Consider the following 22,552-nt stretch of genomic DNA (forward strand, 5'->3'; position numbering starts at 1 on the left):
ACGGTTCGAAGATCAAGCTGTCGCGCGACCGGGTTGACCGTCTGGGCTACTTCAAGGACGTCGGCATCGAAACGCCGGAAGTGCCGAACACTTCCGACCAGGTCGACATCAACATGGCGGTCACTGAGAAACCGACCGGCAACATCCAGGTCGGCGCCGGCTTTTCGCAGCAGGATAAATTGAGCCTGTCCGGTTCGATCCAGCAGCAGAATGCTTTCGGCAGCGGCAACACCATCGGGCTCGACGTCAACACCAGCAGCTACTCGCGGGTGATTGCGCTGTCCCAGACCAATCCTTACTTTACCGATGACGGCATCAGCCGCACCTACGACGTGTACTACCGTACCGTGCGTCCATCGCAGTACACCACCGGCGACTACAAGGTGCGGACCATCGGTAGCGATATCAAGTTCGGCGTGCCGTTCTCGGAACTGGATACAGTGTTCTTCGGCATCGGCGTGGAAAACACCAGCGTCTCGGCCGACGCTTCCAGCCCGCTGCTGTACCAGCAGTATGTCTCGGACTTCGGCAGCGGCAAGCTGGTCGACAGCGGCCTCGGTTATAACGTGCTGCAGAACCCGGCGACGGCAACCACCAACAGCTTCCCGCTGACGGCTGCATGGCAGCGCGACAGCCGCGACAGCGCCCTGGTGCCGACCAAAGGCCGCTACCAGCGCGCCAGCCTTGAAGTTTCCGCAGTAGGCACCTTGCGCTACTACCGCGCAAGCTACCAGCACCAGTACTTCCAGCCTCTGTTCAGCAATGCCGTGACCCTGGCCATGAACGGCGAAATCGATTATGGCCGCGGCATCGGCGGCAAGCCGTTCCCTGTGTTCAAGAACTACTATGCCGGCGGTATCGGCACCGTGCGCGGTTTTGAAGGCTCGACCCTGGGCGTCGGCACCAACGTCGACCAGTACGGCGATTCGATGGGCGGCGCCTCGCGGGTGTTCGGCAACCTGGAAGCGCAATTCCCGTTCCCGGGCTCGGGCAGCGACCGTACCCTGCGCTGGTTCACCTTCCTCGACGGCGGCCAGGTGTATGCCGACAAGGCGCCGATGCAGTTGAGCGAGTTGCGTTATTCTACCGGCATCGGTTTGAGCTGGGTGTCGCCTATCGGTCCGCTGAAAATCAGCTACGGCAAGCCGCTGAACGCGAAACCTACCGACAAGCAGCAATCCTTCCAGTTCCAGCTGGGTACCGGTTTCTAGTGTGATGCATCAAACAATGAATGGTGCACAATTGCAGATTCTGGCAAGAGTGGCATAATGCACAAGTTGCATCATTTGAATTGCGGAGAATAGTGTTGAAATCTCTAATTAAAACCTTTACATCATTGCCAACCGCCGGGTTGCTGGCGGTATGCTTATTGTCGGCGGCCCCGGCGCGCGCTGATGAAGGTTCGAAAATCGCCTTCGTCAGCAGCGAGCGCATCTTGCGCGAGGCGACCCCGGCCAAGGCGGCCCAATCCAAGATCGAAGCCGAATTTTCCAAGCGCGACAAGGACCTGCAAGACCAGGCGACCCGCCTGAAAGGCATGGCAGACAAGCTGGACAAGGATTCGGCCGTGATTTCGGAAACCGAGCGGATCAAGCGCCAGCGCGAGTTGAGCGACCTCGACAAGGATTTCCAGCGCAAGCAGCGTGAGTTTCGCGAAGACCTGAACCAGCGCCGCAACGAAGAGCTGGCGATCGTGCTGGAGCGCTCGACCAAGGCGATCAAGCAGATTGCCGAAGCCGAGAAATACGATATGGTGTTCCAGGAGGGCGGGGTGTATGTCAGCCCGCGCATCGACATCACCGATAAAGTATTGAAAATCCTCAATAAGTAAATTCATTCTAAGTTCAGTTCATTAGGGCCACTATGACCATTCGGCTAAAAGAACTGGTCGAAAGCTTGGGTGGCCAACTGATCGGTGATGCGGATACCCAGGTAACCGGCATTGCGCCGCTGAGCGACGCCAGCGCATCACAGATCACCTTCTTGTCCAATCCCAAGTTTCGGCCCCAGGCAGCGCAAACGCAGGCGGCCGCCATTATCCTGTCCGCGGCGGACGATGCCGTGGTCGGCGCCGGTTACCATGGCGCACGGATTGTCGCCGCCAATCCTTATGCATATTTTGCGCGGGCGGCGCAGTTTTTTGCTGCCAGGAACGCCATCCCTGTCATTCCCGGCATCCACCCCGCGGCTACTGTCGATCCCGCTGCCCAGGTCGCAGCGACTGCCTATATCGGCGCCAATGCAGTAGTCGGCGCCGGCGCTTCGATCGGCGACAAGGTCCAGGTCGGGGCCGGATGCGTGATCGGCCGCGGCGTCGCGATAGGGGAGGGAAGTTATCTGCATCCCAACGTCACGATTTATGACGCTTGCCAGGTCGGCCAGCGCGCCATCATCCATTCAGGTGTGGTGATCGGCGCCGACGGCTTCGGTTTTGCCAACGATGGCGGGGCCTGGGTCAAGATTCCCCAGACCGGGCGGGTGCTGATCGGCGACGACGTCGAAATCGGCGCCAACACCACCATCGACCGTGGCGCCTTGGCCGATACAGTGATTGAAGAAGGGGTCAAGCTGGACAACCAGATCCAGATCGCCCATAACTGCCATATCGGCGCGCATACTGCGATTGCAGCCTGCGCCGGGATTGCCGGCAGCGCCAGGATCGGCAAATATTGCTCGATCGGCGGGGCGGCGATGATCCATGGCCACATTACCATCGTCGATCATGTGCATGTGTCAGCGGGCACGCTGGCACTGCGCTCGATTTCCGAGCCAGGCCAATACACCGGTTTTTACCCGATCGCCAAACACGGCGACTGGGAAAAATCTGCTGCTTTGGTGCGCAATCTGAACACAATGCGTGAGAAAATCCGGGCTCTGGAAAAATCCATTAAACAGTTATCGCAACAGCTTACCGAAAAAGATAATGAATAGTCCAAACCAAACGCTAGATATCAATCAGATCAAAACCTACCTGCCGCACCGTTATCCGCTGTTGCTGGTTGATCGCGTATTGAATTGGGAAAGTGGCAAGTCGATCACGGCGATCAAGAATGTCACTATCAATGAAGAATTTTTCAACGGCCATTTCCCCAACAAGCCGGTGATGCCTGGCGTCCTGACCATCGAGGCCTTGGCGCAGACCGCCGCGCTGTTGTCGTTCCTGACCGAAGGGCGCAAGCCGGACGAAAACACCGTGGTGTATTTCCTCGGCATCGACAAGGCGCGTTTCCGCCGTCCGGTCGAACCTGGCGACCAGATCAAGCTGGAAGTCGAGATCGTGCGCGTCGTGCGCGGCATCTGGAAATACAAGGCGGTCGCCAGCGTCGACGGCGAACTGGCGGTAGAAGCCGAATTCATGTGCACCATGCGCACCGCGGTCAGCCCCGGCGCTGCTGCGACAGTGGTGGTGGATGCCAGCCCGTCAGAGTGATCCCATGACGCGCATTCACCCTACGGCCGTCATCGATCCCAAGGCGGCCCTCGACAGTTCCGTGGAAGTCGGCGCCTATACGGTGATCGGCCCGCACGTGGCGATCGGCGCCGGCAGCAAGATCGGGCCGCATGCTGTGATCGAGGGGCACACCACGATCGGACGCGACAATTCGATTTTCCAGTTCGGCTCGATAGGCGCTGTGCCGCAAGACAAGAAATACGCAGGCGAGCCGACCCGGCTGGAAATCGGCGACCGCAACACCATTCGCGAATTCGTCACTCTGAACCTGGGCACCGTGCAGGATGGCGGCGTCACCCGCATCGGCGACGACAACTGGGTCATGGCCTATGTCCACGTAGCGCACGATTGCCAGATCGGCAGCAATACCACGATCGCCAATAACGCGACGCTGGCCGGCCACGTCCATATAGGCGACTGGGTGCTGCTCGGCGGTTTTACCACCGTGCACCAGTTCTGCCGTATCGGCGCCCATGCGATGACAGCGTTCACCGCTGCCGTCAGCCAGGACATCCCGCCGTTCGTGACCGCCGCCGGCAACCGCGCCGAACCTGCCGGCATCAATAGCGAAGGTTTGCGGCGGCGTGGTTTCAGCAGCGAGCAGATCATGACGATCAAGCGTGCCTACCGCATCATTTACCGTTCCGGCCTGGCGCTGGAAGATGCCTTGGCGGCGCTGGCGCAGGAAGAGCTCAAGGCTCCTGCTTCTGCCGAATACCTGAAGCTGATGCGCGATTTCATCGCCGGTTCCGCGCGCGGCATCATCCGCTGAACATGGCGGATACCGACTCCAGCACAGCAATCGCCATGGTCGCCGGGGAAAGCTCCGGCGATTTGCTGGCCAGCCGCCTGTTGTCCGGACTGCGGCCGCACCTGCCGCAGGCGCGCATGTACGGCATCGGCGGTGCCAGGATGGCGGAGTACGGTTTTGTCAGCGACTGGCCGATGGAAAAACTGTCGGTCAATGGCCTGTTCGAAGTGCTTGCCCACTACCGCGAACTCAAGGGCATCCAGATTGCGCTGCGCGATCGCCTGCTGGCGGACAAGCCGGATGTGTTCATCGGCGTCGACGCTCCTGATTTCAACTTTGGCCTGGAAGCCCAGCTGCGCCAGGCCGGCATTCCCACCGTGCATTTCATCGGCCCCTCGATCTGGGCCTGGCGCGGCGGCCGCATCAAGAAGATCGCGCGCGCGGCTTCGCACATGCTGGTCATCTTTCCGTTCGAAGAAGAAATTTACCGCAAGGCCGGCATCCCGGTGACCTACGTCGGCCATCCGCTGGCGCAGGTGATCCCGATGGTGCCGGATGTCGCCGCGGCGCGCAGCGCGCTCGGTTTACCTGCCGACGGCCGGGTGGTAGCGATCATGCCCGGCAGCCGCATGGGTGAGCTCAAGCACAACACGATAGCTTTTGTGCAAGCGGCCAGGATACTGGCGCAGCGCGATCCCGGCATGCGCTTCATCGCGCCCATGGCGGGCGAGAAACAAAGCAGGTTTTTCAGCGAGCTGGTCAGCCAGGCCGGCTTGCAGGACTTGCCTATCCAGCTGCTGGACGGGCAATCGCACACGGCGATGGCGGCGGCCGATGCGGTGCTGGTTGCTTCCGGCACTGCATCGCTGGAAGTCGCGCTCTACAAGAAACCCATGGTGATCGCTTACAAGATGATGCGCGCCACCTGGGAAATCCTGCGCCACATGAGTTATCAGCCGTGGATAGGCCTGCCGAATATCCTGGCGCGTGAATTCCTGGTGCCGGAGCTGCTGCAGCACAACGCGACGCCGCAAGCGCTGGCTGATGCGCTCTGGGCGCAGCTGGAAGATCCGGCGCGCCAGGAAATGCTGCGGCAGCGGTTTACCGACATGCATCACGCTTTGCTGCGTGACACCGCCAACGAAAGCGCGCAAGCTGTATTGCAAGTGATTGAGCAGAACCGTCGGCAACCTCGACGCGCATCGCCGGCCTGATCCGGCGCACCTATTTTGTACTGAATGCCGTGACCTTATCCGATCCCAATTTCTCTCTTTTTACCTACGATGGCGAAACCATCTGCGGCGTCGACGAAGCCGGCCGCGGCCCCTTGGCCGGCCCGGTGTTTGCCGCGGCCGTGATACTCGATCCGGCGCGGCCGATCAGCGGCTTGCGCGATTCGAAGAAACTGACTGCCGAACGGCGCGAACTGCTGGCCGGACAGATCAAGGCCAATGCGCTGGCCTGGGCCATCGCCGAATGCTCCGAGGCCGAGATCGATACGCTGAATATTTTGCAGGCGACCATGCTGGCGATGCGGCGCGCGGTGGAAGGGCTGTCCATGCTGCCGACGCTGGCGCTGATCGACGGCAACCGCTGCCCGCAGCTCAGCATCCGCTCTGAAGCGATCATCAAGGGCGACGACAAGGTGCAAGCCATTTCGGCGGCCTCGATTCTCGCCAAGACCGCGCGCGACGCCGCGCTGCAGGTACTGCATGAACAATATCCGCACTACGCGTTCGACCAGCATAAAGGTTATCCGACCGCATTGCATATGGAACGGCTGCGCCTGCATGGTGTGTCGCCGGTGCACCGCAAGTCTTATGCGCCGGTGCGGGCCTTGCTGGCGATCATTCCCGGCGGAGCAGCGTAATGAAAAGCATCACCTCGTCCGCCAATCCTTTGTACAAGGAACTCAAGCAGCTGGCCACCAGCGCCCAGGCGCGACGCAAGGCCGGCCGCACCTTGCTGGACGGGATCCACCTGACCGAAGCGTATCTGCAGCATGGCGGCCGGCCGATGCAGTGCGTCGCCAGCGAAAGCGCGCTGACGCATGCCGAAGCCGCCGCGGTGATCCGCCGCTGTCAGGCCGATGCCGTGCAATGCGTGGTGCTGCCTGACGGCCAGTACCAGGCGCTGAGCCAGGTTGAACACGGCGTCGGCCTGCTGTTCGTGATTGAAACGCCGCAAGCGGCGATGCCGGCAGCGCTGACACAGTCGGCCGTACTGCTCGACAATCTGCAGGATCCAGGCAACCTCGGCTCTATCTTGCGTAGCGCGGCAGCGGCCGGCATCAGGCAGATCTATTGTTCGGAAGGCAGCGCATCGGCGTGGTCGCCCAAAGTCCTGCGGGCAGGGATGGGCGCCCATTTCATCCTGGACATTTTCGAAGGCGTCGACCTGGCTGCATTGATGGCGACGGCGCAGGTGCCGGTGCTTGCCACCAGCTCCTATGCGACGCAAAGCATTTACCAGGCTGACTTGAGCGCATCGCTGGCCTGGCTGTTCGGCCACGAAGGCCAGGGCGTTGCGGAAGACCTGTTGCAACTGGCCAGCCTGCAAGTCGTGATTCCGCATCGCGGCCAGATGGAATCCTTGAATGTTGCCGCAGCAGCGGCAGTATGTTTTTTTGAACAGCTCCGTCAAGCCAGCTGATCTCATTCCCCGCAGTCCTCGCTGCCGCCGGTAAAAATTACCGGCGTAATCGCTTTTTTCCTACGATCCTCCAGGCAGCACACCCGCGTAGACTATTTCGTGCCCGGGATTGCGCGCGTTTGTCCCCTTGCGTACCCAATTCCGTGACCGCCGGCGAACAAATCGCGCTGGCAGCCAGGCCTGAATCCTGTTAATAAATGTAATATTAAAATAATAATATTTATTATTTTTTCTGTAAGTTTTTTTGCCGTCGGGCGACTACATCAAAGATGTTGTCATATATATATTTATACGATGCTTCGATATCTATATTTGAACATGACGGACATCTTTGCCCTTGGCTAATTTAATGAATGGTGAGGCTTTATGAATACGAATGAAAAGAATATTGGCGCCCCGGATCAACTGAACGACCTTGGCAATGCAGCCCTGCTGGCGGAAGCAACGCAGTCGCTTGCCGCCGCCGGTGAAGTGCATGCCGGCGTTGCTCCGCAAGAGGCTCCTGCATCGCTTGCAGGCCAGGCAGTCGGCGTGATGGCGGCGCCGTCAATTGAACGCGCCACCGACAAGGCCGGCCACGCAACGGGCGACGTCGGCAACGGCGCCACCATCGACGATGTCCGTCCCACAATCTGGGGCCGGGGCGCACCCGGTACCGATGTCGATATTTACGATAACGGCAAACTTCTGGGCAGTGCGTATGTGGATAACCGTGGCAACTGGAAACTCAATGTGCCTGCCGCCGACGCCCTCAACACGGGCGAGCACGTATTGACGGTGGTTAACGCCGCCGGCGAGACCTCCGAGCCGTTTGCATTGAACATAGAAATTCCTGAATCTTCCAGGCCGGTGATCGAGACGGTGTCGGACAACTTCGGCGCAGCCGGTGAAATCGCCAACGGCGGAACTACCGACGATGCGACGCCGACGCTGCGTGGCCATGGCGAAGCGGGCGGCCAGGTTCTGATCTATGACAATAATGTTCTGATTGATGGCGCTTTCATCGGGCAGGATGGCAACTGGACCTTCGATTTCGCCAAACCGCTTGCAGCGGGCGAGCACGTATTGAAAGTGGTCCAGAATGGCATAGCGTCCGAGCCTTTCGCGCTGACAGTAGGGATGGTCGAGATGGCCAAGCCGGTGATCGACGCGGCGTTTGACGATGTCGGCGCGACCGGTGTGATCGCCAATGGCGGCGCCACCGATGACAATCAGCCAACCTTCAGCGGCCACGGCGAACCGAATACGCTAATCGTCCTGTTCGACAATAACGTCCGCATTGGCGCAGTCTGGTCCAATCCGGAAGGCGGCTGGAGCCTCACCAGCGTACCCCTGGCTCCGGGCGAACACGTATTGACGATCGCCAATACCGGTAACGAAGCCGTGAAATCCGAACCATACTTGTTGACCATCGAGGCTCCTGCGGTAGCCAAGCTGACGATCGATTCGGTGTATGACGACATCGGCGTAAGCGGTGTGATTTCCAGCGGCGGGACCACGGACGATACCTATCCGAGTTTCCGCGGCCATGGCGAGCCGGGCACCCAGGTTTTCCTCTATGAGGGCAATGCGATCGTGGGCCGGGGCCGGGTAAATGCTGACGGCAGCTGGAGCCTGTCTCCTGACAGTTTCCTGGCAGCCGGCGAACATGAATTCACCGTGCGTGGCAACAGCGGCGTGGCGTCTGAGCCGTTTGTCCTTAACGTGCAGATTCCCGAGGTCGCCAAGCTGGTGATTGAATCAGCCTACGACGATGTCGGCGCGAGCGGTGCGATTTCCAGCGGCGGCACCACGGACGATACCTATCCGAGTTTCCGCGGCCATGGTGAACCGGGCACCCAGGTTTTCCTCTATGAGGGCAATGCGATCGTGGGCCGGGGCCGGGTAAATGCTGACGGCAGCTGGAGCCTGTCTCCTGACGGCTTGCTGACGAGCGGTGCGCATGAGTTCACCGTGCGTGGCAACAGCGGCGTGGCGTCTGAACCGTTTGTGCTGAACGTGCAGATTCCTGAAGTTGCCAAGCTGGTGATTGATTCGGTGTATGACGCTGTCGGCGTCAGCGGCGTGATTTCCAGCGGCGGTACTACGGATGATACCCACCCGAGTTTTCGCGGCCATGGTGAACCGGGCACCCAGGTTTTTCTCTATGAGGGCGATACGCTGGTGGGCCGAGGTCGGGTAAATGCAGACGGTAGCTGGAGCCTGTCTCCCAACGGCTTGCTGACTACCGGTGAGCATGCGTTTACCGTGCGCGGCGGCGAGGGCGTGGTGTCTGAGCCGTTTGTTCTGAACGTGCAGACCCATGAGGCAGCCAGGCTGGTGATTGATTCGGTGTATGACGATTTCGGCGTGAGCGGCGTGATTTCCAACGGCGGCGCCACGGACGATAGCAATCCGAGTTTCCGCGGCCATGGCGAACCGGGCACCCAGGTTTTCCTCTTTGAGGGCGATACACAGGTGGGCCGGGGCCAGGTAAATGCGGACGGCAGCTGGAGCTTGTCTCCTGAGGGCCTGCTTGCGATTGGCCAGCACGAGTTCACAGTGCGCGGCGCGGGCGTGACGTCCGAACCGTTCGCGCTGACCGTGACCGCTCCTGATTCGGCCAAACCGGTGATTGAATCTGTGTTTGACAATATCGGCACGGTTGGCGACGTCGCCAACGGCGGCACCACCGACGATGCACGGCCAACTTTCCATGGCCACGGCCAGCCTGATACCTACGTGTTCCTCTACGACGGCAACACCCGTGTCGGCGCCGCATTGGTGGACCCGGAAGGCAGCTGGACCCTGAACGTCATCAAGCCGCTGGCGCCGGGTGAGCATCTGTTCACAGTGAATGGCGAAGGCCTGACATCGGAACCATTTGCGCTGATCCTGGATAACGTTCCCGAGACGCCAAAGCCGGTGATCGAATCGGCGATTGACGATGTCGGCGCGACCGGCGTGATCCTCAACGGCGGCACCACGGACGACTATCAGCCGGTATTCCATGGCCATGCCGAACCCGATGCCCCTGTTATCGTGTTCTACGACAATGGAATAAACATCGGCAGCAGTTCAGTAGGGGCGGACGGCAGCTGGACATTTGAGCTGATCGACCAATACCAAAGCATCAACCTGGCTCCCGGAGATCACTCGATTACCGCATCCACGGATGGCGTGATATTTTCCGATCCGTTTGTGCTGCATGTCACGGAAGCCACACCTGCAGCTGCAGGTGTGGACTCCCTGGCGTCCGTGCCGACGGATCCGGTGATCGATTCGATCAGCGACAATTTTGGCGCCAATAAGGGCAACATCGGCAACGGCGGCACTACCGACGACGTGACGCCGACGCTGTACGGCCATGCAGAGCCGAATACACGCTTTACCCTGTATGACAATGGCATCCGGATTGCCGATGTGACAGCCGATGCGGAAGGCAGCTGGTGGTTTGGCATTCCGTTCATGCTGCAGCAGGGTGAGCACAGTTTCACCGTGGCGGTGGCGGGCGACGACTTTCCTTCAGCGCCTTTTGTGGTGCATGTCGGCGAGCCTTATTCAACCCAGCCGGAAATCAATTTTGCCCTGGATAACTTCCACGGCAACAGCACCGTCGGCAACGGCGGCAGCACCGACGATACGACGCCTCTGCTGCGCGGCCATGCGCAGCCGTCGACCCTGGTCAAGCTGTACGACAACGGCATCCAGATCGGCGAAGCGTCCGCAGACCGCAACGGCGATTGGTCCTACACCGTCAAGCCGCCTTTGCCGTCGGGCAGCCACGCCTTCACGGTGGTGGACGGCAGCGGGACAAGCTCGGATGCGTTCACCCTGCACGTGAGCGCTCCGGAAGCCTTGCCCAATTCGCTGGGCATCGATTCAGCCTACGACAACTACGGGGCAACTGCCAACGTTAGCAACGGCGGCATCACCGACGATCAGACGCCGACCTTGCATGGCCATGCTGCACCGCTGAGCCAGGTCACCGTATATGACCACGGCGCCGTGCTGGGCAGTGCTGACGTGAACGCTGACGGCGCCTGGGCATTCGACGTCAGCAAGCTGGCGATGGGCGAACATAGCTTCACGATCGCCGACGGCGGCGTGAGTTCCGACCCGTTCGTGCTGCAGGTGGGGCCGCCTACCTCGGCCAGGCCTGCGATCGATTCGGTGACTGACCATGTCGGCCATGAAACCGGCGACATTGCGTGGGGCTCCACTACGGATGATGCAAGGCCGACATTGCACGGTCATGGCGAACCGTTTGCTGATTTGTACATTTATGACACTCCCGATGTCAACGGCTCGAGTGTTCTTCTTGGGATTGCCAATCCTGATGCGGAAGGCAATTGGTCGTTCACCGTGGCTGACAAGTTAAGCAATGGCGAACATAACTTCACTGTAGTTGGGTCCGGCGTAGTAGGTTTTGACGTATTCACTTTCTATGTGAACGAGGATTCCAGTACACCGGCGCCAGCGGTCGACCATGTTGGCGGCATGGCAGGCGAATCGGATGCGGCAGCGGCTGCCATCCACGACAGCCAGCCAGCGGCGGAAGCAGTGAAAGCCGATGCGAACGGTAATCCGGCCCATCAGCCGGAATTGCATGAAACGCTCAAAAACGGCGAGCATGTGCTGACTGCGGCCGGCGACGGACAAGTGCCGGATGCATTGATCCTGCATATGGATGCATTTGCATCCAACGATGTGCAGGCCGATGCGGCTGCACACCGCGGCCTGGCATTGTCGGTGCATGACCTGTTGCAGCCGGCGGCAGAACTGTTTGGCGGCCAGCCGGAGATTCACGCGGCGACCGATTCGGCCCATCCGGTGGACATGGCGACTTTTGGCAGCGGCGTGGATGTGCCGCAATTTGTCGAAACCAGCGGTGGCGCCAGTGCTCCCGTGCATACGGCGGCACTGACGGACGAACTGCTGGCGGCATAAGCGCTTTGCAGCAAGGGATCGGTGGAGGCATCTGCAATGGATGCCGCTGCTGATTCATCTGATAGCAGCTAAGCAGTCGGTGTCCGGTGGATCGGGCGCCGTCTGCTTTTTTTGATTTCCCGTGGCGGCCTCCACGATCGCTCGGTGTTTGATCCCATCTAATAAGTAAATACTAATAATTCATTTTTTCACCGTACTTAGATGCATATTGTTGTTATATTGATATTTACATGATTTGCTTCGACGCCCGGCCTTGTTTTTGAGAATGAGAAAAACGATTGCCGTGCCGCCATGGCAATGCAGGACTTTGTATCCGTCGGTTGCGGCAAAGAAAATTCCAGGTGCCAGCCTTGCGGTTGACATCATTTCTTTAGTTTGACCTTGAAGAACAGTGAGATTTTATGAAACCCAATGAAAGAAAATCGGGTGTGCGCAGTCACACCAGCGAATTTGGCCATGCGACAGTGCTGGCCGAAACGACAGGATTTGCGATGGCGGACATTGTCGCCGAGGCGCATGCAATTGCAGATGGCGCTGTTCCTCAAGAGACAGCCTCGCCGCTTCTGGGCGCGACCCATGGTTCGGGGCCAATGCCGGTGATTGACACTGCCGCCAGTGCAGCCAGCTCCCCGGTCAGCCCGATTGCGGAGATCCGCCCAGAGCCGCAGGTTCGCGCCGAACTTGGCGCGCCGTTGCCAATCTACGATCCCGCCGCGTTGGCGAACCAGGTGGAGTTTCGGATGAACAGCAACAGCGAAGCGGAGATCGTCCAGCGCGCCGTGGCGGAACCTGCGGTCCTGCAAAGCGAAACGCCAGCCGCGGCCCCGACCCGCCTGGTGATCGACTCGGTCGTGGACGATACCAGCGGTTCCGGCGTCATCCTCGGCAACGGCGCTGTCACCAGTGATGCCAGGCCTGTCTTCAGCGGTCGCGGCGGCGTCCCTGGGGAGCTCATTACGTTGCGGATCGACGGCGTCAGCGACAGTACGGCATTCGTGGCGCCGGACGGTAGCTGGAGTCTGACACCTGTGCTGCCGTTGAGTCAGGGCGAACACGTATTCACGGTCTCGATCGGACTGTTCAACCAGTCCGAGCCATTCGTGCTGAACCTGCAGAACCTGGCTGAAGTGCCGAAGCCGACCATCGATCTGGTGACGGACGACGTCGGCGGGATAGTCGGTCCGATTGCCAGCGGCATCAGCACGGACGACAGCCAGCCGACCATTTCCGGCCATGGCGTGCCGGGAACAGAGGTTGGACTGCGGTTCCAGACCAGCGATCACGGCGGCCTCCTCGGCCCTACTGTGGTAGTGGATGCGAACGGTGACTGGAGCCTGACGGTCAAGCAGCCGCTTGCCGACGGCGTATATGTCGTTACGGCGGTCAATGAAGGCATGATCTCTGACGGCGTCGTGTTAAATGTGTCGGCTGTGCCGGGCGAACCGATCCGGCTCAGCATCGATTCCGGCGCCATCGGCAATACGATTGATGACATACAGCCGTTGCTGCACGGCCATGGCGTGCCAGGCATGACGGTCAACCTGTACGATGGCGACAAGCCTGTCATCGGCGGTTCGGTACAGGTCGGCAACGACGGTACCTGGAGCCTTGATTCTGCGCACCTTGGCGCGGGAGAACATTCCCTCACGGTGAAGACGGTTGACGGCGCCTTGGTGTCCGAGCCGTTCGTGCTGAATGTCGAGGCAGAGTACACTCCGGCCGCCATGTCGTCGGCAGAGCAAGTGACAGATTTGGCTTTTGTAGCCACGCCGCCAGGCATCGACAACATGCTGGACAATGTGGGTGCCGAGCAGGGCCTTAAATTCGGCGGAGGCGGGTATACCGACGACAACCGTCCGACTTTCCAGGGCTATGCCGGCGCCAATACGCTGGTCAGCCTGTACGACGGCGCGACCTTGATCGGTTCTGCGCAGGTCAACGGGCAGGGTCGCTGGACTTTGACTCCGGAAAATGCGCTTGGCGACGGCGCTCATGACATCGTTGCTGTCTCGGCGGACGGTGTGAGCAGTCGGCCTTTCAGCTTCCAGGTAGAGCCATTCGTAGACACGTCCACGCCGCCACGCATTGGCGACATGGTGGATAATTTTGGTTCGGTACAAGATACTGTATTTAATGACGGTGCACCTACCGACGACAGGCATCCAACCTTGCGGGGTTTGGCTGACGCCAATACGCTGGTTAATTTCTATGATGGCGCGGACTTGATCGGTTCCGCGCAGGCCGATAGTCACGGCAGCTGGGCCTTCACCACAGACAATGCGCTTGGTGACGGCAGCCACAGCATCATTGCTGTCTCGCATGAGGGCTTGAGCAGCGAGCCGTTTCTCATCAACGTCAACACTTTGTCTATCAGCTATGCGATAGACGACTCAGGCGGAGATTATTCTCGCAACCTGGTGGACAACGGCCTCAGCACGCGGGATACGAATCCTACTTTGTCCGGAAGGACAGTGGAGGCCGGCACCCTGGTGACGGTCTACGACAGTGAGCATCATGTGCTGGGTTCCGCTCAGTCTGACAGTCTCGGCAAATGGGAGCTTCCCTTGGAAAAATCCTTGAGCGACGGCATGCATAGCTTCACGGCTGAAATTGCCAATGGCGTTAGCAGCGAGCCTTTCGTGCTCAATGTCAATACGCCGTCGATTGCCTATTTTGTTGACGATGTCGGCGCCCGGCAGGGCGATCTGGCTGGCGGCAGCACTACAGACGATGCGTTGCCGACATTGCTGGGAGCATCGGTGGAAGTTGATTCACTGGTGAATATCTATGACAACGCGCAGCAGCTGCTGGGTTCTGCTCAGACCGATAGCAGCGGTTATTGGCAGTTCACGCCAGAACATGCGTTGAGCCAAGGTGAACATCATCTTACTGTGGAGACAGCTGATGGGTACAGCAGCGGCGACTTCGTGATTCATGTTGAAACCGCGCTGCCAGTCCAAGGCCTCTCGCTTAACGATGTGTTGACCTCGGGTGGCAATGAGTTGTTCGCTGCCCGTCATGCGGATGGCGGCGCTGAACCCGTCGCGCTGGATATCGACTCTCACGCGTTTGCAGCGGAAACCGTGGCGATGCATGACAGCGGGGCAGCGGTGCATGAGGTTGCATCTTCCAGTTCGGCGCTAGTATTGCCGCATGAAGAGCTGCACGCAGCAATGGCGTAAAGCAGAAATCAAGCGCACTGGTTCTGGCAGCCAGTGCGCTTGTCGCCGTTAAAGCAGGCAATCGCCCGCAGCCAACTCTTCTAGAATGTCCGTATATCCGGCTTGATATCCTGCAGGATCGTCGCCGCGATTTCCTCAATCGACTTGGTGGTCGACGACATCCAGCGTATCCCTTCGCGCCGCATGATTTTTTCCGCTTCGTTCACTTCATAACGGCAATTCGCCAGCGCTGCATATTTGCTGCCCGGACGCCGCTCGTTGCGGATTTCCGACAGGCGGTCGGCGGCGATGGTCAGTCCGAAAATCTTTTGCTTGTACGGCAACAGGCCGCTAGGCAGCTTGTCGCGTTCGAAATCTTCCGGAATCAACGGGTAGTTGGCGGCCTTGACGCCGAACTGCATGGCCAGGTACAGGCTGGTCGGGGTCTTGCCTGAGCGCGATACACCGACCAGGATGACATCGGCGTCGGCCAGGTTCTTGTGCGACTGGCCGTCGTCATGCGCCAGCGAAAAGTTGATCGCTTCGATCCGGTTCTTGTATTCGTCGGTATTGGCTGTGTTGTGGGTGCGGCCGATGGTGTGGGTGGACTTCACGCCCAGCTCCCGTTCCAGCGGTTCGACAAAAGTCTGGAACAGGTCCATGTGCATGGCCTTGGCTTGCTGGATCACTTTCGACAGGTCGGCTTTGACCAGCGTCGAAAACACGATCGGCAGCTTGCCGTCCGCCACGCATGCCTCGTTGATCTTGCGGGTGGCGTCGTAGGCTTTGTCCAAAGTATCGATGAACGGCAGGCGCACTTGCTTGAAGCGTAGCTCGAACTGGGTCAGCACCGAATGGCCGAAGGTCTCGGCGGTGATGCCGGTGCCGTCGGAAACGAAGAATACGGTGCGATTGGCTGGGACCAGCGGGGCGGGAGCGGCATCTAGCATAATGTTGTCGAAAATAAAGTAAAAAATAAAAAGCAAGGCACTGCCAAGAGCAGCGCAAGTGCCGCGGCGCCGCCGAAACTTTTAACCGAGTACCGACTCTAGCTTACAGGCCGTTGCATACTGCCATGTGCGCCTGTGAACGCTAAATTGGCATAAAATGGCAGCCAACCGAATATTTAAGCTACCTGACGAAGAATAACAAAAAGCCAAGGGCGGCGAAGGCAATTGTGAAGATTTCTTATCATCAAACTAGAGGTTGTTATGTCCAATGCAATACAGATGGGTGCTACCCAGGGGGCGGCTTACGTCATCTCCTTTGAAAATCTGCGGATGACGGATGTCGATTCCGTCGGCGGCAAGAACGCATCGCTGGGTGAAATGATCAGCCAGCTGGCCGGCGCCGGAGTACGGGTGCCGGGCGGTTTTGCCACCACGGCGCAGGCATTCCGCGATTTCCTGTCGCACAGCACGGATGGCGGCCCGGCCTTGGCCGACCGCATCGCCGAGCGTCTGGCGACCTTGAACATCGAAGACGTGCGGGCCCTGGCGCAAGCCGGCGCCGAGATCCGCCAATGGATCGTGGAGACACCGTTCCAGCCGCGCCTGGAACAGGAAATCCACGCCTTCTACAAACGCCTGGTCGAGGACTCTTCCAGCGAGATGTCGTTTGCCGTGCGTTCTTCCGCCACGGCGGAAGATCTGCCGGACGCGTCGTTCGCCGGCCAGCAGGAAACCTTCCTCAACGTGGTCGGCATTGAAAACGTGCTGGAAGCCATGAAGCATGTGTTCGCCTCGCTGTATAACGACCGCGCCATCTCTTATCGCGTGCACAAGGGTTTTACCCACGCCGAAGTGGCGTTGTCGGCCGGCGTCCAGCGCATGGTCCGCTCCGATGTCGGCGCCGCTGGCGTCATGTTCACCCTGGATACCGAATCGGGCTTCAAGGATGTGGTGTTCATCACTTCCAGCTACGGCCTGGGCGAAACCGTGGTGCAGGGCGCTGTCAATCCCGACGAGTTCTACGTGCACAAGCCGATGCTGGAACAGGGCAAGCTGCCTATCATCCGCCGCAACATCGGCTCCAAGCTGATCAAGATGGAATTCACCGGCGAAGCCAAGGCCGGCCTGTCGGTCAAGACCGTCGACGTGCCTATCGAGCTGCGCAACCGCTATTCGCTGAACGACAGCGAAATCGTCGAACTGGCCAAATACGCCACCATCATCGAGAAGCACTATGAGCGTCCGATGGATATCGAATGGGGCAAGGACGGCCGCGACGGCAAGCTGTACATCTTGCAAGCGCGTCCGGAAACCGTGAAGTCGCAGGAAAAATCGACTGACGCCCAGCAGCGTTTCAAACTCAAGGGCATCGGCAACGTGCTGACCCACGGCCGCGCCATCGGCCAGAAGATCGGCGCCGGCCGCGTGCGTGTGATCCATGACGCTTCCGAAATGGAAAGAGTGCAGCCAGGCGACGTGCTGGTGGCCGACATGACCGATCCTAACTGGGAACCGGTGATGAAGCGCGCTTCGGCGATCGTCACCAACCGTGGCGGCCGTACCTGTCACGCCGCGATCATTGCGCGTGAACTGGGCGTGCCGGCCGTAGTCGGCTGCGGCGACGCCACCGATGTGCTGAAAGACGGCACCCTGGTTACCGTCTCCTGCGCCGAAGGCGACGAAGGCAAGATCTACGACGGCCTGCTGGAAACCGAAGTCACCGAAGTGGCGCGCGGCGAACTGCCTGAGCTGCCGTTGAAGATCATGATGAACGTCGGCAATCCGCAGCTGGCGTTCGACTTCCAGTCGATCCCGAACGGCGGCGTCGGCCTGGCGCGGCTGGAATTCATCATCAACAACAACATCGGCGTGCATCCGCGTGCGATCCTGGAATACCCGAACATCGACGCCGACCTGAAGAAGGCAGTGGAGTCGGTAGCGCGCGGCCATGCTTCGCCCAAGGCTTTCTACGTCGACAAGCTGGCCGAAGGGATCGCCACCATCGCCGCCGCGTTCTGGCCGAAAAAAGTCATCGTGCGCCTGTCCGACTTCAAGTCGAACGAGTACAAGAAGCTGATCGGCGGTTCGCGCTACGAGCCGGATGAAGAAAACCCGATGCTTGGTTTCCGCGGTGCTGCCCGTTATCTGGCGGCCGACTTTGCCGAAGCATTCGAAATGGAATGCCAGGCGATGAAGCGCGTGCGCAACGACATGGGCTTGACCAATGTCGAGATCATGGTGCCTTTCGTGCGGACTCTGGGCCAGGCTGAGAAAGTCATCGGCCTGCTGGGCAAGAACGGCCTGGTGCGCGGCGAAAACGATTTGCGCGTGATCATGATGTGCGAAGTGCCGTCGAACGCCATCCTGGCCGACCAGTTCCTGGATTATTTCGACGGCTTCTCGATCGGCTCCAACGACCTGACCCAGCTGACCCTGGGCCTGGACCGTGATTCCGGCATGGAATTGCTGGCAGCCGATTTCGACGAACGCGATCCGGCGATCCTGGCTTTGCTGGAGAAGGTCATTGCGACTTGCCTGGCCAAGGGCAAGTACGTCGGCATCTGCGGCCAGGGCCCATCGGACCATCCTGATTTTGCCGAGTGGCTGATGAAACAAGGGATTGAATCGATTTCGCTGAATCCTGATTCGGTGATTGATACCTGGCAGAAGCTGGCAGCCGCACAATAAACGTTAAGTAAGCGTATAAAAATCCTCCTCGCTTGTATTTAGGCAAGGAGGATTTTTTATGTGCGACGAGTTTTCCGCCTTATGGCAATGTGGCGCCTTCTGAATGAGCGCTGGGTAAAATAGCGATTCTGACGCCGAGCGAATTAATCAGTTTGGCGATGGTTTCAAAGCGTGGTTTTGCGCCGGGCGCGAGTGCTTTATACAGGCTCTCGCGACCAAGTCTGGCATCCTTTGCAATTTGCGACATGCCGCGGGCTTTTGCGACGTCGCCTAGCGCCGCGATAAATACGTCGGGATTATTGTCTGTCAATGCTTCGGTGAGGTAAGCCGCGATGACTTCATCGTTGTCCAGAAACTCTGCAGCGTCGAACGCGGAGAATGTTTGTTTCATGTTTTATTCCTTCAACGATCTCGCCATTTGTTTGGCAAGCTTGATGTCTTTCTTTTGCGAGGACTTGTCGCCACCCACCAGCAGTAATATCAATCAGCGCTTTGCCGCGCCTGGTGAAATAGATTCGGTACCCCGGGCCGCAATGAATGCGTAGTTCGCTAACGCCTTCGCCGACTGGTTCAACGTCTCCAAGATTGCCATAGCTGGCTGATCTAATGCGGGTCAGAATTTTGGCCTTCCCTTGAGCATCATGCAGATCACGAAGCCAATCCTTAAAGATATCCGAGAGCGAAATCTCTAACATGTTTGAGTGTATCCAATCGGATACTTAAGTCAAGGAAAATCTCACTTTCTCGCGAATCTTTTTAATTGTCAAATAGTTACTTTATTTGAATTCGATTTTAAGACAGGTGCTTAGACCTTGTTCAGAGCACTGACCACGCGCACTATGACGCCACGCCAGTCTCCGGCTTGTTCCTGCCTGAATAGCCTAGCACTCGGATACCAGGGACTATCCTCGCGATCCAGCAGCCAGCGCCAGTCCGGCACCCAAGGCAGCAGGATCCATACCGGGACTCCGAGGGCGCCGCTCAGGTGGGCGACTGAGGTATCGACGCTGATGACCAGGTCGAGATTGGCGATGATTGCTGCAGTGTCGTCGAAACCGGCAATGTCATGGGAGACCAGCCGCAGCTTTGGCGTTTGCTGCACATAGGCGTGATCCGAAACCCTGATTTCCTTCTGCACCAGGAAAAAATCCACGCCATCCAGTTGCAGCAGCGGCGCAAATTCCTGCAGCGGCATGGAGCGCCTGTGATCGTTAGTATTGCCTGCGTTGCCTGAGCCGACCAGGCCGATTTTCAGTTTGCCGCCGGTGAAATCCTGGCGTTTTCTCCAGCTTTCTTTTTTCCCCGCATCGGCCGTGAAATAAAAGGGCGGGGCCGGGATGGTCGCCAGCTCGGTCTTGAACACCAGCGGCAGGCTCATTAATGGCGTCTGACAGTCGACCGGCGCGAATTCTTCGCCTATGGCGATCACCTGGAAATTTCCCATGGTCTGGGCGATGGCTTTCAGCGCAGGGGCGACCTCCAGCACTACCTCGGCTCCCAGCGCTGCGACCAGGATGGCGTAGCGGCAAAACTGGATAGTGTCGCCCAGGCCCTGTTCCGACCATAGCAGGATACGCTTGCCGCCGATGGCTTGCTGGCCCAGCCACAATGGAATTTCAGTATGGCGCGGAAAATCCGCATTGCCTTTCTTCCATCGGTATTCGTAGCTTTGCCAGCCGGCCTCGAACTGCCCCAGCACCAGCTGCGACAACGACTGATTCGACAACGCATCCGCATAGCCGGCCTGCAGGCCGATGGCGCGCTGGTAGCTGTCGAGCGCTTGCTGATGGCGGTTCATGCGGCTCAGGGTCAGGCCGTGGTCGCCCCAGGCTTCGGCGTTGCCGGGCGCCAGCGCCAGGCCGGTTTCATTGTCGCTCAGGGATTCGGCATAGCGTTCCAGCTTGTGCAGGATGACCGCACGGTCCAGCCAGTAGGCGGCGGTTTTCGGCGCCAGCGCGATGGCGCGGTCGAGGCTGGCAAGGGCATCGGCATAACGCTCCAGCTTGTCCAGCGTCAGGCTCTTTTTATACCAGCCGTCGGCCATGGCCGGCTGCAGCGCCAGCGCGCGGTCGAAATGCGTCAGCGCCTCTTCATGATGCTGCAACTGGTACAGCAGGGCCCCCTTGTGCGCCCAGCCGTCGGCGTAGTCGGGCCATGCGGCCAGCGTCTGTTCGATGCAGTCCAGCGCTTCCTGGCGGCGCTGCAGGCTGAGCAGGGTCACGGCCTTAGCTAGCAGGATCTCGGGTTTGACGTAACCCAAGGTAATGATTTTTTCATAAGCGCGCAGGGCGGCTTCGAACTGGCCCGATTCAAACTGCACCCGGGCCAGTTTGTAGTACAGCGAGACATTCTTGTCGTCCAGCGCCAGCGCTTGCCCGAACAGCTGCACCGCTTCGCTGCGCTGGCCGGTGGCGGCGCAGATGACGCCGAGGATATGCAGGGCGTCGAAGTTTTTCGGCTGGCTCGTCAGGATATCCTTGAGCGAGCGTTCGGCATGGGCGGTATTTCCGTTCTGGAAATCCTTGTATGCTTGCTGGATAAGATGAATCGTGCTCATTTCGTGCTCATTTTGTATTCTTGTGTGACTGGTTGAGAGCGGCTTGGGCCAACCGCAATTCATGGAAAGGGGAGCATAGCACCGGATCGGCGGGTCATCAGCTTTGGCGGCGCGAACGAAATCCGGTGTGAGTTATTGTAACTTCAGTTGTCAGATGGATTACACTGTGTGTCCTACATAACGGAGAGGGTCATATGGCCGGATGGGTGATGTGGATGTTGGCGGCTGGTTTGCTGGTGGTGATGGAACTGTTCACTACTACCTTGTATTTATTGATGGTGGCGATTGGACTGGCCATCGGTGGCGTCGCCGCGCTGATAGGGTGGGGCGTGGAATGGCAATTGCTGGTTGCCGCCGTGGTGGCCCTGGTTGCCACTTACCTTTTGCGGCGGAGCAAATTCGGCCGCCGCACCAAGGTCCAAGCTGAGCGCGATCCGAATGTCAATCTCGACATCGGGCAATCGATCACGGTCGAACAATGGCAGCAGGATGCCGGTGCGGCCGGTTATACGGCGCGCGTGAAGTATCGCGGCGCGATGTGGGATGTCGAACTAGCGCCGACGGCAAATGCGGTCGGGGGGCTGTTTTTTATTCAGGAAATCCGCGGCAGCCGGCTGATTGTCGGCAACAGCCCGGGCCAGTACTGATCGGCCTCGGCTTTCGCCGTTGTGCGGCGAATGACTCTGTTTCAATTCATAAGGAAAAAAATCATGTTCGAAAGCGTCTCGTTAGTCCTGCTGGTGGTAGTCATCATCTTTATCGCCAAAACCATCAAAGTGGTGCCGCAGCAGCATGCGTGGGTGGTGGAACGCCTGGGCAAGTACCATGCAACCCTGGGGCCGGGGCTGAGCATCGTGGTGCCGTTCATCGACCGCGTCGCCTACAAGCACATCCTGAAGGAAATCCCGCTGGACGTGCCGCCGCAGGTTTGCATCACCCGCGACAACACGCAATTGCAGGTGGACGGCATCCTGTATTTCCAGATTACCGACCCGATGCGCGCTTCTTACGGTTCGTCCAACTACATTGCCGCGATCACGCAGCTGGCGCAGACCACCTTGCGTTCGGTGATCGGCAAGATGGAACTGGACAAGACCTTCGAAGAGCGCGATCACATCAACACCACGATCGTTAACGCGATTGACGAATCGGCCGCCAACTGGGGCGTTAAGGTGCTGCGTTATGAAATCAAGGACCTGACGCCGCCAAAGGAGATCTTGCATGCGATGCAGGCGCAGATTACCGCCGAACGTGAGAAGCGGGCGCTGATCGCCGCCTCGGAAGGTCGCAAGCAGGAGCAGATCAATATCGCGACCGGTGAGCGCGAAGCGTCGATCGCCAAGTCTGAAGGCGAGAAGCAGGCCTCCATCAACCGCGCCCAGGGCCAGGCTGCGGCGATCCTGTCGATTGCCG

General features: G+C 59.1%; 17 protein-coding genes. 13 read left to right on the forward strand and 4 right to left on the reverse strand.

The window, feature by feature from the left end; all coding sequences use genetic code 11:
- The 10 genes from bamA to JWQ61_RS15465 all read left to right on the forward strand — a co-directional run.
- Positions 1–1,211 (forward strand): outer membrane protein assembly factor BamA (gene bamA / locus JWQ61_RS15420; protein ID WP_304361307.1); only part of this gene is annotated, 1,211 nt, incomplete at its 5' end.
- A gap of 95 nt (positions 1,212–1,306) precedes the next feature.
- Positions 1,307–1,831, forward strand: coding sequence for an OmpH family outer membrane protein (locus JWQ61_RS15425; protein ID WP_041741427.1), 525 nt, complete (start codon positions 1,307–1,309; stop codon positions 1,829–1,831).
- A gap of 32 nt (positions 1,832–1,863) precedes the next feature.
- The gene (gene lpxD, locus JWQ61_RS15430; RefSeq protein ID WP_304361308.1) at positions 1,864–2,931 is read left to right on the forward strand and encodes a UDP-3-O-(3-hydroxymyristoyl)glucosamine N-acyltransferase; all 1,068 of its coding nucleotides are present in this window, start codon (positions 1,864–1,866) and stop codon (positions 2,929–2,931) included.
- Positions 2,924–3,430, forward strand: a complete 507-nt coding sequence (fabZ, locus tag JWQ61_RS15435) for a 3-hydroxyacyl-ACP dehydratase FabZ (RefSeq protein ID WP_050808497.1) — start codon at positions 2,924–2,926, stop codon at positions 3,428–3,430. The genes lpxD and fabZ overlap by 8 nt, the downstream gene beginning before the upstream one ends.
- Positions 3,431–3,434: 4 nt before the next feature.
- Entirely contained in the window at positions 3,435–4,223 is a 789-nt protein-coding gene (lpxA, locus tag JWQ61_RS15440; RefSeq protein ID WP_304361309.1) for an acyl-ACP--UDP-N-acetylglucosamine O-acyltransferase, read from the forward strand.
- Between the two features lie 2 nt (positions 4,224–4,225).
- Entirely contained in the window at positions 4,226–5,416 is a 1,191-nt protein-coding gene (gene lpxB, locus JWQ61_RS15445; RefSeq protein ID WP_120236596.1) for a lipid-A-disaccharide synthase, read from the forward strand.
- Positions 5,417–5,445: 29 nt separating this feature from the next.
- Complete coding sequence (rnhB, locus tag JWQ61_RS15450; RefSeq protein ID WP_304361310.1) at positions 5,446–6,072, forward strand: ribonuclease HII; 627 nt, start codon at positions 5,446–5,448, stop codon at positions 6,070–6,072.
- On the forward strand, positions 6,072–6,854 hold the full coding sequence (locus JWQ61_RS15455; protein WP_304361311.1) for an RNA methyltransferase: 783 nt from the start codon (positions 6,072–6,074) through the stop codon (positions 6,852–6,854). Before rnhB ends, JWQ61_RS15455 begins: the two co-directional genes overlap by 1 nt.
- Positions 6,855–7,220: 366 nt before the next feature.
- Positions 7,221–11,783 carry an Ig-like domain-containing protein gene (locus JWQ61_RS15460; RefSeq protein WP_304361312.1) on the forward strand — a complete coding sequence of 1,521 codons (4,563 nt, stop codon included), beginning with the start codon at positions 7,221–7,223 and terminating at the stop codon, positions 11,781–11,783.
- 401 nt (positions 11,784–12,184) lie between these two features.
- Positions 12,185–14,965, forward strand: a complete 2,781-nt coding sequence (locus tag JWQ61_RS15465; protein ID WP_304361313.1) for an Ig-like domain-containing protein — start codon at positions 12,185–12,187, stop codon at positions 14,963–14,965.
- An 80-nt stretch (positions 14,966–15,045) separates the two neighbouring features.
- Here the strand turns inward: JWQ61_RS15465 and JWQ61_RS15470 are convergent, their stop codons facing one another.
- Entirely contained in the window at positions 15,046–15,894 is an 849-nt protein-coding gene (locus JWQ61_RS15470) for a pyruvate, water dikinase regulatory protein (RefSeq protein ID WP_120237811.1), read from the reverse strand.
- A gap of 330 nt (positions 15,895–16,224) precedes the next feature.
- On the opposite strand from JWQ61_RS15470, the gene ppsA reads away from it, so the two are divergent.
- A complete protein-coding gene (gene ppsA, locus JWQ61_RS15475) occupies positions 16,225–18,582 on the forward strand; it encodes a phosphoenolpyruvate synthase (RefSeq protein WP_304361318.1) in 2,358 nt (785 codons plus the stop codon).
- A gap of 79 nt (positions 18,583–18,661) precedes the next feature.
- On the opposite strand, the gene JWQ61_RS15480 is transcribed toward ppsA, so the two are convergent.
- From JWQ61_RS15480 to JWQ61_RS15490, 3 genes are all read right to left on the reverse strand, one after another.
- On the reverse strand, positions 18,662–18,973 hold the full coding sequence (locus JWQ61_RS15480; protein ID WP_304361314.1) for an addiction module antidote protein: 312 nt from the start codon (positions 18,971–18,973) through the stop codon (positions 18,662–18,664).
- Positions 18,921–19,277, reverse strand: coding sequence for a type II toxin-antitoxin system RelE/ParE family toxin (locus tag JWQ61_RS15485; RefSeq protein WP_369684903.1), 357 nt, complete (start codon positions 19,275–19,277; stop codon positions 18,921–18,923). The genes JWQ61_RS15480 and JWQ61_RS15485 overlap by 53 nt, the downstream gene beginning before the upstream one ends.
- Before the next feature lie 110 nt (positions 19,278–19,387).
- On the reverse strand, positions 19,388–21,139 hold the full coding sequence (locus tag JWQ61_RS15490) for a tetratricopeptide repeat protein (protein WP_304361315.1): 1,752 nt from the start codon (positions 21,137–21,139) through the stop codon (positions 19,388–19,390).
- 194 nt (positions 21,140–21,333) lie between these two features.
- On the opposite strand from JWQ61_RS15490, the gene JWQ61_RS15495 reads away from it, so the two are divergent.
- Positions 21,334–21,786, forward strand: coding sequence for an NfeD family protein (locus tag JWQ61_RS15495; protein WP_304361316.1), 453 nt, complete (start codon positions 21,334–21,336; stop codon positions 21,784–21,786).
- 63 nt (positions 21,787–21,849) lie between these two features.
- On the forward strand, positions 21,850–22,552 hold a 703-nt coding region (locus JWQ61_RS15500; protein ID WP_304361317.1), incomplete at its 3' end, for an SPFH domain-containing protein.

Source organism: Collimonas fungivorans (genome assembly GCF_028292705.1).
In the GTDB taxonomy this organism is placed as follows: domain Bacteria; phylum Pseudomonadota; class Gammaproteobacteria; order Burkholderiales; family Burkholderiaceae_D; genus Collimonas; species Collimonas fungivorans_B.